The 12,041-nt window shown below is 76.5% G+C and carries 9 protein-coding genes and 1 pseudogene; 6 read left to right on the forward strand and 4 right to left on the reverse strand.

Translation table 11 applies throughout. From position 1 onward, the window contains the following. A partial coding sequence (locus MY526_RS26110; protein WP_436705401.1) for a DUF4389 domain-containing protein occupies positions 1-1,510 on the reverse strand: 1,510 nt, incomplete at its 3' end. A gap of 190 nt (positions 1,511-1,700) precedes the next feature. Between MY526_RS26110 and MY526_RS26115 the strand changes: the two genes are divergently transcribed. The 4 genes from MY526_RS26115 (at position 1,701) to MY526_RS26130 (ending at position 6,507) form a co-directional block, all read left to right on the forward strand. Beyond that, a complete protein-coding gene (locus MY526_RS26115; RefSeq protein ID WP_436695803.1) occupies positions 1,701-2,294 on the forward strand; it encodes an Rv1733c family protein in 594 nt (197 codons plus the stop codon). Between the two features lie 141 nt (positions 2,295-2,435). Continuing rightward, positions 2,436-4,757, forward strand: coding sequence for a phosphatase PAP2 family protein (locus tag MY526_RS26120; protein WP_436705402.1), 2,322 nt, complete (start codon positions 2,436-2,438; stop codon positions 4,755-4,757). Then, the gene (locus tag MY526_RS26125) at positions 4,754-5,836 is read left to right on the forward strand and encodes a lysylphosphatidylglycerol synthase transmembrane domain-containing protein (RefSeq protein WP_436705403.1); all 1,083 of its coding nucleotides are present in this window, start codon (positions 4,754-4,756) and stop codon (positions 5,834-5,836) included. Before MY526_RS26120 ends, MY526_RS26125 begins: the two co-directional genes overlap by 4 nt. Before the next feature lie 167 nt (positions 5,837-6,003). Next, the gene (locus MY526_RS26130; protein WP_436705405.1) at positions 6,004-6,507 is read left to right on the forward strand and encodes a phosphatase PAP2 family protein; all 504 of its coding nucleotides are present in this window, start codon (positions 6,004-6,006) and stop codon (positions 6,505-6,507) included. On the opposite strand, the pseudogene MY526_RS26135 reads toward MY526_RS26130, so the two are convergent. Then, positions 6,495-7,430, reverse strand: a pseudogene (locus MY526_RS26135) (zinc-dependent alcohol dehydrogenase family protein); the annotation flags it as partial. The gene MY526_RS26130 and the pseudogene MY526_RS26135 sit on opposite strands and share 13 nt — an antisense overlap. 7 nt (positions 7,431-7,437) lie before the next feature. After that, a complete protein-coding gene (locus tag MY526_RS26140; protein WP_436695806.1) occupies positions 7,438-8,364 on the reverse strand; it encodes a universal stress protein in 927 nt (308 codons plus the stop codon). Positions 8,365-8,620: 256 nt separating this feature from the next. On the opposite strand from MY526_RS26140, the gene MY526_RS26145 reads away from it, so the two are divergent. Together MY526_RS26145 and MY526_RS26150 are read left to right on the forward strand one after the other, a co-directional pair. Continuing rightward, positions 8,621-9,100 (forward strand): pyridoxamine 5'-phosphate oxidase family protein, encoded by a 480-nt coding sequence (locus tag MY526_RS26145; RefSeq protein ID WP_436695807.1) that lies wholly within the window; start codon positions 8,621-8,623, stop codon positions 9,098-9,100. Between the two features lie 71 nt (positions 9,101-9,171). Continuing rightward, positions 9,172-10,890, forward strand: coding sequence for a GAF domain-containing sensor histidine kinase (locus MY526_RS26150; RefSeq protein ID WP_436705404.1), 1,719 nt, complete (start codon positions 9,172-9,174; stop codon positions 10,888-10,890). Between the two features lie 31 nt (positions 10,891-10,921). Here MY526_RS26150 and MY526_RS26155 read toward each other — a convergent pair whose 3' ends face one another. Then, positions 10,922-11,584: a response regulator gene (locus MY526_RS26155; protein ID WP_436695809.1), complete on the reverse strand. Its 663-nt coding sequence runs from the start codon at positions 11,582-11,584 to the stop codon at positions 10,922-10,924. Positions 11,585-12,041 lie beyond the last annotated feature (457 nt).

Consider the following 12,041-nt stretch of genomic DNA (forward strand, 5'->3'; position numbering starts at 1 on the left):
AGGGCGGCGCGGCGGGCGGGCCGGCCGTCGGACCGGGCTGCGGAGCCGGCCAGGCCGGCACCGGTCCGGGCGGGGCGGACGACGCCGCGCGGTGCGCCGCCAGCCCGACGAGCAGCGCCCCGACCACGAACAGCACGCCGCCGGTGACGAGCAGGCCGCCCCACAGCCACGGCAGGAAGGGCGCGGTGACGCCGGCGCGCGCGTCGACGTCCACCCCGGCCGAGCCGTCGGCCCGCATGACCACGACGGTCCAGTCGCCGTCGGCCGGCGTCCAGTCGAGGGTCTGCGTGCCGGAGCCCTGTGCCTGGGCGACCCAGATGTCCTGGTCGCCGGGGGCGCCGGCCGGTGCGCCGCCCGGGATGTCGCGGCCCTCGTCGAGGCCGCCGTCGGCGCCGAGGTCGTCGACCGCGCGGTACCCCACGCCGTCCAGGTAGCCGTCGGCGTCGGCGGTGCGGGCCACCCCGAGGAACAGCTCGACCGACGGGTCGGCCGGGGTGACGTCGAGGCGGGCCTCGCCGAGCACCTCGTCGATGACCCACTCGTCACCGCCGACGTCGAGGTCGATCGAGCCGGTGACCAGGGCGTACCCGGAGGTGGCGAGGTCGTCGGTCGGCGTCGACAGGTAGCCGTCCTCGCGCTGGGTGGTGTCCGCCCAGGCCAGGCCGATGCCGCCGGCCAGCAGGCCGGTGGAGAGCAGCAGGAGGATGGCGCCGGCCACGACGGCGGTCACCCGGCCGGCACCCCAGCGCTGCGCCGGCGCGGGCGCCGACGTCGCGGGGAGGGCCGCCGGTCCCCCGGCCGGCACCGGGCCCGTGGGGACGGCGGGCTGCGTGCCCGGGTCCGTGCCGCCCATGTCGAAGCGGAACGGCGGGTACCGGTCGGTCATCAGCGCGACGTAGGCGGCGACCCGCAGCACCCAGCGGTCCATGCCGAGGACGAAGTCGTAGACGGACTGCGGATAGCGCCCGGTGAACAGCAGCACGACGCCGGCGACCAGCACGAGGATCCCGACCAGCCCGCCGAGGCCCCAGCCGCTGTCCCAGGCCCCGTCGTCCGCCGCCGAGGCGCCGATCCAGATGCCGCCGCCGACGAAGAGGGCCACCACCAGCCAGTGCGGCAGCGCCAGGAGCCAGGACTTGACCAGCACCAGCCCGCGGGAGAGCCGCTCGGGGTACGGGACCTCGAGGTGCGCCGGGTAGTCCGGCACGTCGGCGAGGGTGAACGGCGGATAGCGGTCGGTGCCGAGGGCGCCGTAGCCGTAGTAGTGCACCCGCCAGCTCCACCGCAGGACGCCCACGTCGTAGTCGAACAGCGCCCGGGGGTACCGGCCGGTGATCAGGATGGCGAACCACGCGATGACCGTGGCGACGACGAAGCCGATCCACAGGAACGCCAGGACGACGAGGTGCGGCAGGAGCAGCAGCCACTTCACCAACCACAGCCAGCGGGACAGCGGCGCGTCGACGACCGCGTCGACCCGCACCGGATACGGGGTCTGCTGATCGGTCATGCCGGCGACCCTCCCGCCGCCGTCCACCCGGTGACGCAGCCCTACGGCACCGCCCGGCGGGACCTTCGCCCCCCTGCCCGCGGGCGCCCGGGCGGCTCGCTCGACCGCGGTCCGGGACCTGCGGCCCTGCCCACGGAACCGGGACCCGGTCAGGCTGGGCGGAGGTGCCGGACCGGGGAGAGGAGCGAACGTGGCCGACGCGCCGAGAACCCCGCACCGGGGCATCCGGCGGTTCACGCTGGGCCACGGACCGCTCAAGCGCGGCTGCGACCGGCTCGAGTGCGCCGCCCGCGTGCTGCTGCTCCTCGTCGCGCTGCTCTCGGTGCCCCTGGCGCTCACCGCCGGCACCGTCCTGCACGCCGACCTGGCGGCGACGGCGGCCCAGGAGGCGGAGCAGCGCACCCAGGTCCAGGCGGTGGCGACCGCCGACGCAGCCACCCGCCCCGACGCCGCCCTCGGCGGCCGCTCCCTGGTGCCGGCGTGGTGGACGGCGCCCGACGGGCAGGTCCTGGACGACGAGGTACCCGCGCCCGCGGGCACGCGCGCGGGGCAGGTCGTCGACATCTGGGTGACCGCCGACGGCCGGCCGGTCGATCCCCCGCTGACCGGCCGCGAGGCGGCGCAGAGCGTGGTCGTCCTCACCGTGGTGGGCTGGACCGGTCTCCTCGCGACCGCCGGCCTGCTGCACGTCGCGCTGTGCTGGCTGCTCGGCCGGCACCGGGACCGGGAGTGGGCCCGGGAGTGGGCCGCGGTGGAGCCGACCTGGACCCGTCGGGTCCCCTGACCTGCTGTCGCCCTGCACACGGCTGCTGACCGGGAGCCCCGACGGGTGCACTCTGGCGGTGTGACCTCGCGCGTGGTGTCTCCCGCCGTGCCGGGTGTCCGCCCGCCGCGCGGTGCGCGCCCGCCGGTGCAGCGGCACCCCGTGGACCTCGTGCGCGTGGCCCTCGGCCTCGCCGTGCTGGGGCTGGGCTTCCTGATCGCCCAGCGCGGCCGTCTGCCGGTCTTCGAGCAGAACGTCTTCCAGATCGTCAACGACCTGCCGGCGGAGGTCTTCCCGGTCGTCTGGGTGGTCATGCAGCTGGGCAACGTGCTCGCGGTCCCGGTGGTCGCCGCGGTCGCCGCCCTGACCGGCCGGCTGCGGATGGCGCGGGACATGCTCGTCTCCGGCGTCCTGGCCTACCTCGCCGCCGACGAGGTGAAGCAGGTCGTGCAGCGCGAGCGGCCGGGCGGGTTCGCCCTCGACGCCAACTTCCCCGAGGGTCCGGTCGGGGGCCTCGGCTTCATCTCCGGGCACTCGGCGGTCGCCGCGGCGCTGGCCACCGCCGTCGTCCCGTACCTGTCGCGGCGGGCCCGCCGCACCGCCTGGGCGCTGGCGTGGACGGTGGCCCTGGCCCGCATCTACGTCGGGGCGCACCTGCCGCTGGACATCGTCGGCGGCCTGGCCGTCGGCTGGGCGATCGGCTCGCTGGTGCACTGGGCGTTCGGCGTCCCGCGCCTGGAGGTGCCGCCCGACCGCGTCGCCCGCTGGCTGGAGCACTACGGGCTGCCGGTGCGCGACGTGCGGCCGGCCGCCGTCCAGGCGCGGAGCTCGATCCCCTTCGAGGCCGTCGATGAGCAGGGCCGCCGGCTGTACGTGAAGTGGCTGGAGCCCGACCGCCGGGAGCGCGACTGGCTGTACCGGCTGTGGCGGCTGCTGGCCGTCCGGGACGTGAAGGACGCCGACGCCGTGGCCCCGCTGGGTCAGCAGGCCGAGCACGAGGCGGTCGCGGCGATGATCGCCCGCGAGCGCGGGGTGCACGTGCCCCGCGTCCTGCTCGCCCGCGGCAAGGACCGCGGCGCGATCGTCGTCCAGGAGTACCTGACCGCGCGGGGCCTGGACGACCTGCCGGCCGAGGAGCTGACCCGCGAGCTGCTCACGGCGGTCTGGCGGCAGGTCGCGCTGCTCCGGGCGGCCCGGGTCGCCCACCACGACCTCGTCGCCTCCAGCGTGCTGGTGGACGGCGACGGCCGGCCGTGGGTGGTCGACTTCGGCAACGCCCTGACCGGTGCCTCCGACGACGCGCTGTCCGGGGACGTCGCCGAGTTGCTCGCCTCCCTCGCGCTGCGCACCGACCCCGGGCTGGTCGTCGACTGCGCGATCGACACGCTCGGGCCGGACGCCGTCGCCGAGGCCCTGCCCGGGCTGACGCCGATGAGCCTGACCTCGGCGACCCGCGCGGCGGTGCGCACCGACCATGCCCGCCTCGACGCGCTGCGGGGGGCGCTGCGCGGCCGGCTGGGCCTGCCCGACCCCGACCGGCCCGAGTTCGGCCCGCCCGGGCTCGCCGCCCGGCTGGCCGTGGCCGCGGGGTCGGCGCTGGTCCTCGTCGGGGTGCCGCTGCTGGCCGGGGCGACCGAGTTCTTCGACGTCGTGGAGGACGGCGGCTGGCGCTGGCTGGGGGCAGCCCTCGCCCTCGCCGTCCTGGCCCGCGCCGCGAACGCCGCGGCGGCCCTGTTCACCGTGGAGCGGCGGATCGCGCTCGGGCGGACCTACGCCGCCTCGCTGGTCGCGGAGTCGGCCTCGCTGCTGCACGGCAGCGAGGGGTGGCGCCGGTCGGCGGCCCGGTTCCTCGAGCGCGCCGGCGTCCTGCCGGCGGACGCGCGCCGCTCGACCGACCGGTTCGTGGTCAGCGGCGTCGTCGCGGCGATCCTGGTGGCCTCCGGGATGCTCGTGATGGCGGTCGTGGAGGACCGGCTGGGCGACTGGCAGGCCCCGGAGGCGCTCGTGCCGGCCGTCGCGCTCGGCCTGGCCGCGTGGGCGCTGGTGCTGACCGGTCAGTGGCTGGCCCGCCGGCACGACACCGCGCCGGGCGGCCGGCGGCGGCTGCCGTCGCTGCTGGCCACGATCACCCGGGTGCCCGCCGAGGTGCCGTGGCGGTGGGGGGCGCAGTTCGGCTGGTCGACGGTCGGGGTGGTGCTCGAGGGGGCGGTCCTGGCCGCGGCGATGCACGCGGCCGGCGGCTCGGTGCCGTTGCTGGCCACCGCGAGCGTGTACGCGGCGCTGCACCTGCTGTGGTCGGTGCTGCCGGTGACCGGGGCTCCCGGCTGCGCGGAGGTCACCCTGCTGCTGGCGCTCACCGCGCTCGGCGCCCCGCTGGCCAGCGCCTGCGCGGCGGCGCTGGTCTTCCGCGTCCTCGTGTCCTGGATCCCGGCGGTGCTCGGCTGGCTGCTGACCGCCCGCCTCGAGCACCGCTTCGGCGTGTGACCACGACCCGGGCGGAGCGGCGTCCGCGCACCGCCCTCCGGCGGGCGCTCACCGGCCGCGCGGCGCGGGCGACCCTGACCTTGGCCGTGATCGTGGCGATCTTCGCCGGCGTGCTGCCGCGGATCGCCGACTACGCCTCGGCGTGGGACCTCGTCCGGCGGCTCACCGGCGGGGAGGTCGCGCTGATCGCCGTCGTGGCGCTGGTCAACCTGTTCTCCTACGCCCCGCTCTGGATGGCGGCGCTGCCCGGGCTGACCCTGGGCCGTGCCGTCATGTCCGACCAGGCCTCGACGGCGATCTCCAACACGGTGCCGGTCGGGTTCGCCTTCGGCGTCGGCACCAACGCGGCGATGTACCACTCGTTCGGCTTCCCGGCGGGCGGGATCGCGCGGGCGGTGGCGCTGACCGGCGTGTGGAACAACCTGGTCAAGCTGGCGATGCCCGCCCTGGCGCTGGCCGGGCTGGCACTGGTCGGGGACGTCGACGTCGGCTTCGGGCTGGCCGCCCTGCTCGGCAGCGGGGTGCTGCTCGCCGGTGCCGGCGTGCTGGTCGTCGTGGTCACCCACGGCCCGGCCGCGGCGGCCGTGGCCGCGGGGGCGGAGCGGCTGGCCGGCCGGGTGCTGCGGGTGGTCCGCCGCCCGGCGCCGTCGGGGTGGGTGGAGCGCACGGAACGCTTCCGCACCGACTCCCGCGACCTCATCCGGGCGCGCTGGCCGCAGCTGAGCGCCGCGGCGGTCGCCAGCCACGCCGCGCTGTTCCTCGTGCTGCTCGTCTGCCTGCGCGGCATCGGGGGCGAGGGCGCCGACGCGTCGTGGATCGTCGTCCTCGCGGCGTTCTCGATCACCCGGCTGGTGACGATCGTGCCGATCACGCCGGGGGCGCTCGGCGTCGCCGAGCTGAGCTACGTCGCCGGCCTCACCGCCGTCGGGGTCGAGGCGACGGCCGCGGCCGGCGCGGTGCTGCTGTTCCGCTTCCTGACCTGGTTCCTCCCGATCCCGGTCGGCGCGGTCACGTGGCTGCTCTGGCGGCGCGGCGTCGGGCGGGCCCACGTGGCCGAGCCGGTGGGAGCGGCGCGGTGAGCCGGTACCGGCGCCGGGTGGCCGACGGCGCGACGGCGCTGGTCGGGGCGGGTGTCGCGGCGCTGTGCTCGTGGGCGGTCGCCTCCGGGGAGGTCGGGCCGGCGGAGCGGGCGGTGTTCACGTTCGTCAACGGCCGGCCGGGCGCCTGGGAGGGGCCGCTCTGGGCGGTGCAGCTGCTCGGGGTCATCGGGCTGCCGCTGATCGTCGCGCTCCCGGCCCTGGCGCTGCGGCGCTGGCGGCTGGCCCTCGGGCTGGTGCTGCTCGTGCCGCTCAAGCTCCTGGTGCACGGCGAGGTGGTCAAGGGACTGGTGCAGCGGCAGCGGCCGGGCTCGATCATCCCGGACGCCGTGTTGCGCGAGGTGCCGTCGGCCGGCGTGGCCTACCCCTCCGGGCACGCGGTGGTCGCGGCGGGGGTCGTCGTCCTGCTCGCGCCCTACCTGCGGCGGCGGTGGCTGGCGCTGCTCGTCGTCGTCGCCGCGCTGGTCTGCGTGTCCCGCGTCTACCTCGGCGCCCACGCGCCGCTGGACGTGGTGGGTGGCGCGGCCATCGGCGCGGCGGTCGCCGGGGTGCTGAACCTGCTGCTCGGGGTGCCGGTGCGCAGGACGGCGGCGCCGCTGAAGCGGCCGTGGGCGAGGTCGGCCAGCGCCCGCGGGGCCTCGTCGAGGGAGTAGCCGACGGTGGTGGCCCGGACGCCGAGCCGCGCCGCGAGGGCCAGGAACTCCTCGGCGTCCCGTCGGGTGTTGGCGGTGACGCTGCGCAGCCGGCGCTCGCCGAACAGCTCGTCGGCGTAGACCAGCCGCGGGACGTCGGAGAGCCAGATGCCGGCCACGGCGAGGGTGCCGCCGCGGTCCAGCGCCCGCAGCGCGGCCGGCACCAGCTCGCCGGCCGGGGCGAAGAGGACCGCGCCGTCCAGGGGCTCCGGGGGCGCGTCGGCGGCGTCGCCCACCGAGTCGGCGCCCAGCTGGCGCGCCAGCGCCCGGTTCCCCTCGCCCCGGGTCAGCACGTGCACGCGCAGCCCCTGGGCGAGCGCCACCTGCGCGGTGAGGTGGGCACTGCCGCCGAAGCCGTAGATGCCCAGCCGGCCACCAGGCGGCACCTCGGCCAGCCGCAGCGCCCGGTAGCCGATGATCCCGGCGCAGAGCAGCGGCGCGGCGTGCTCGTCGTCGACGCCGTCGGGCAGCCGGTGGGCGAACCGCTCGTCGACCAGGCAGGCGTCGGCGTAGCCGCCGTCGACGTCCCAGCCGGTGAACACGGGGGCGAGGCAGAGGTTCTCGTCGCCGCGGCGGCAGAACCGGCAGCTGCCGTCGGTGCCGCCCAGCCAGGCCACCCCGATCCGCTCCCCGACGGCGAACCGGCCGGCGCCCGCGCCGAGCGCGGCCACCCGGCCGACCACCTCGTGCCCCGGCACGACGGCCGGCCGGTGCGGCGGCAGGTCACCCTCGGCCACGTGCAGGTCGGTCCGGCAGACACCGCAGCAGACCACGTCGACGAGCACCTGGCCCGGTCCCGGCACCGGCGGCTCCCGCTCGACCGGATCCAGCGGTCCCTCGCCCTCGTCGACCGGGCCCGGCCGGGCCACCACCCAGGCGCGCACGGCGCGCTCAGGCCGGACCGGTGGCCGGCGCGGTCGCCTCCGGGTGCACGACCATGACCGGGCAGCGCGCGTGGACGACGGTGTGCAGCGCGACCGAGCCGAGCACCATCCCCTCCAGCCGGCTGCGGCTGCGGCTGCCCACCACCAGCAGCGCGGCGCCGTCGGCGCGCCGCACCAGCACGTCGGCGGGGGCGCCCTCCTCGACGTCGACGGTCACCTGGGGCCTCTGCGGCGGGGGGTCGAGGACGCCGGCCACGATCCAGCGGGCCCGTTCCAGCGCCTGCTCGCGGGTCTGCCCCACCGGCGGCGCGGTGATCGCGTACAGGTCGCTCCAGTAGTCCGGCGCCCGGTACGCCGCCACCGCCTCGACCCGCGCCCCCAGAGCCGCGGCCTCCTCGACGGCGCGGGCCAGGGCGCGGTGCGCGACCGGGCTGTCGTCGAGGCCGACCACGACGCGCGGCTGCGGCGGTGCCGGCACCGGGTGGACGACGACCACCGGGCAGCTGGCGTGCGCGGCGCAGTGCAGCGCGACCGACCCCAGCAGCGTGCTCGCGACCGCGCCGCGGCCACGGCTGCCGACCACGAGCAGCTCGGCGCCCTCCGACTCCCGCACCAGGTGCGCGGCGGCCGATCCGGTGACCACGTCGATCCGCACCGGCACGTCGGCCGCACCGGCCACCTGCGGTCGCAGCTCGTCGACCAGCGCCCGCGCCCGGTCGCCGGTGTCGGTGCGCAGCGCCTCCACCCGACCGGGGGTGCCCAGCTGCGGATCGGCCCAGGAGAGGTCCACCGGGAGGGCGCTGAGCACCTCCACGCGGGCCCCGGTGCGCGCGGCGGCGGTCAGCGCCCAGGCCAGCGCGGCGCGCGCGCCCGGGGAGCCGTCCACCCCCGCGACGACGCGGCGGCCCTCCGCGGCGGCTCCGGTCGGGTCCATGCCGGCCACCTCCCGCCCGCGTCTCCGGCCGCGTTCCCGCGAGGGAGACAGGATCCACCCGCGGGGTCCGTTCGAGCAGTCCCCGGCGCCCGGACGCGGTCCCGGCCGGCTCACCCGGGACGACCGGCCGTCCGGGTCGGGACGAAGGTCCCTGCGCCCCGGCGCCCAGTGCGCCGAGAGTCAGCACGGGCCCGTCGAAACAGCGGCGGCGTCCACCTCCGCTCTTCTCCGTGCACCGCACGAACTGGAGGCCGACGTGCCGACCCCCGCCGAGGACCACGTGATCGAGGACCTCGACGATCCCGACTGCCGGTCGCTGCTGCGGACCGTCCGCATCGGGCGTCTCGGCTACACGCGCGACGCCCTGCCGGCGATCCAGCCGGTGCCCTTCTGCGTGCACCGGGACCAGGTGGTCATCCCGTCACGGTCGTGCAGCCAGCTGGTGCCCGGCACCCGCGCGGCGGTGGTCGCCTTCCAGGTCGACGCGCTGGACGAGGCGACCTGCACGGGCTGGACGGTGACCGTCGTCGGCCCGTCCCGCTCGGTCACCGACCCCGCCGAGATCGCCGACCTCGACGCCCTGCCGTGGCCGTTCCTGCTCAGCTGGCCCGACCGCTGCTACATCAGCGTCGGCATCGGCATGGTCACCGGCTGGCGAGCCCGACCCCGGCGGAGCGTGGCCGTCCGGCCACCGGTCGGCGACGCACTGCCCCGCCTCGCCGAACACACCCGCTGAGCGTCACATCTGCCTTCCCCTGGCTCACCGGCCGTGGCAGTCTCGTAACTCCAGAGGAAGCGGGACCGACCATGCCGTCTGAGCCACGCTCGGAGCAGGGACAGCCCGTCCGGGCGTCCCCGTTCGTCGGCATGCGCCTGACCGAGCCGCTCGACGAGGAGCTGGCGGAGGTGGCGGAGGTGGCCCGCAGCCAGACCCGGGTGCAGCACCTCCTCGACTCCTTCCTCAGCGTCTCCACCGGGCTGGACCTCGAGAACACCCTGCGCCGGATCGTCGAGGCCGCGGTCGACCTGGTCGACGCCCGGTACGGGGCGCTCGGGGTGCTGGCCTCCGGCGGCGGGCTGGCCGCGTTCATCCACGTCGGGATCGACGACGAGCTGGCCGCGCGGATGGACTCCCTCCCGGAGGGGAAGGGCGTGCTCGGCCAGCTGATCACCGAGCCGCGCCCGCTGCGCATCCCCGACCTCGGCCGGCACCCGTCGTCGGTCGGCTTCCCGCCGCACCACCCGGAGATGCGCTCGTTCGTCGGGGTGCCGGTGCTCGTGCGGGGCGAGGTCTTCGGCAACCTGTACCTCACCGAGAAGCGGCAGGGCGAGTTCACCGCCGAGGACGAGGTCGTGCTCACTGCGCTGGCTGGCGCGGTGGGCATCGCCATCGACAACGCCCGGCTCTACGAGGAGGCCGAGGCGCAGCGACGGTGGACCGCGGCGCTGTCCGACGTCCGCGCCTGCCTGCTCAGCGCCTCGTCGCTCGACGAGGTCTTCCCGCTGGTCACGACCCGGGTGGCGGAGCTGATCGACGCCGACGGCACCTGGCTGCTCGTGGGTCCGGACTCGGCGGACGACTGCTACGTCATCCGCGCGCAGAGCGGCGAGGGGATGGACGACGTCACCGGCACCCGGCTCTCCCCCCGGGAGAACACCGTCCTCGACGCGGTGGCCCGCGCCGAGTCGGTGGTCGTCATGGACACGACGGGGCTGGCCTACCAGGGGCCCAACGCCGAAGTCGCCTGGGGCTCGTGCACCGGTGTCCGGCTGCGCGGCAGCCACAGCGAGGACGCCGTCCTGGTCGCCGCCCGCCGGGCCGGGCGACCGCCGTTCCCGCCGGCGCTGGCCCCGCTGATGAGCGCGTTCGCGCTGCAGATCGCCGCTGCCCTCGACATGGCCGTCCAGCAGCGGGTGGCCCGGCAGCTGGCCGTGTACGAGGACCGCGACCGGATCGCCCAGGACCTCCACGACCACGTCATCCAGCGGGTGTTCGCCGCCGGTCTCAGCCTGCAGTCCGTGCTCCCCCGGCTGCCCGACCCGGAGACCCGCGCCCGGATCCGCAAGGTCGTGCTGGAGCTCGACGAGACCGTCCGCGACATCCGGACGACGATCTTCGACCTGCACACGACCGAGGACCTGGACCAGTCGACCAGCGTGCGTCGTCGGGTGCTCGACATCGTCACCGAGACCGCCGGCGGGCGGCTGCACCCGACCGTCCGGATGTCCGGAGCGGTGGACAGCCTGGTCACCGGGGATCTCGCGGCCGACCTCGAGGCGGTCGCCCGCGAGGGGGTGAGCAACGCCGCCCGGCACTCCGGGGCGCGGCACGTCACGGTCACCGTCGACGTGGCCGACGAGGTCGTGCTGGAGGTCGTGGACGACGGCCGCGGCATCGACGTCCGGGCAGCCCGCAGCGGCCTGCGCAACCTGGAGGACCGCGCGCAGCGGCGCGGCGGGGACTGCGTCGTCGCGGCCCTGCCGGACGGCGGGACGCGGCTGCGCTGGTGGGCGCCGCTGCGCTGAGCGCGGTGACGCCGCTGCGCCGCGGCGGGGGTCAGCCCTGGCGGGTGACCGGCTGCGAGCCGCGCAGTTCGGTGGCCAGGACCGCCGCCTGCGTGCGCCGCTCCAGGCCCAGCTTGGCGAGCAGGTGCGAGACGTAGTTCTTCACGGTCTTCTCGGCGAGGAACATCCGTTCGCCGATCTGCCGGTTGGTCAGGCCCTCGCCGATCAGCTGGAGCACGGTGCGCTCCTGGTCGCTGAGCTTGGCCAGCGGCCCGGCGGGCTCCGCCGCCCGCCGCAGGCGCGTCAGCACCGCGGTGGTCGCCGTCGGGTCGAGCAGCGAGCCGCCGGCGGCCACCGCGCGGACGCCGCTGACCAGGTCCTGGCCCAGGATCTGCTTGAGCAGGTACCCCGAGGCCCCGGCCATGATCGCCTCGAACAGCGCCTCGTCGTCGCTGTAGCTGGTCAGCATGATCACCTTGAGCTCGGGCATCTTCGACCGCAGCTCGCGGCACACGGAGACGCCATCCCCGTCGGGCAGCCGCACGTCGAGGACGGCGACGTCCGGGCGCAGGGCCGGGACGCGGGCCAGCGCCTCGGCGGCGTTCTTGGCCTCGCCGATGACGGTGATGCCAGGGTCGCTCTCCAGCACGTCGGCCACCCCGCGCCGGACGACCTCGTGATCGTCGAGGAGGAACACCCGGATCGCCGGGCTCACCCCGTTTCCGCTCACAGCCGTCCTCCCCGTCGCCACCATGCTCTCGGTGACCGGCCGCGAGGGCCGGACGGCCCAGGCTAGAGGCCAATGCGACCGGTGCGGGCAGAGTCCAAGGTCCCTGGTCCCACCCGTGCGCGGCCTTTGCGTCCGCCTGCGGAACCCCCGGCGCTGGAGCTCCGCCCCGTTCTCGGACTTTCGGCGCGGAAAGTCCGGCAGGGAGCCGGGCCCGTCCGGGCCGCCCGGGTGCCGGCCGGACCGCTCCGAGCACCCGACCGGCCCCTGATCTTCTCTCCGGAGTTCGTGTGTCCGTGCTGGTGAGAGGCCCAGAAAGGGTCGTACCCCCGGCTTAGGTGGGAGTCGTGTTCAGCGGGAGTGGGTTCGGGGTCGGCCTGACGGTCGCCGAGCTCGCGCTGCCCGACCAGTGGCCGGCCGATCGGGTGCCGGTGCAGCTGGCCGA

The organism is Geodermatophilus sp. CPCC 205761 (genome assembly GCF_051383655.1).
Taxonomy (GTDB): domain Bacteria; phylum Actinomycetota; class Actinomycetes; order Mycobacteriales; family Geodermatophilaceae; genus Geodermatophilus.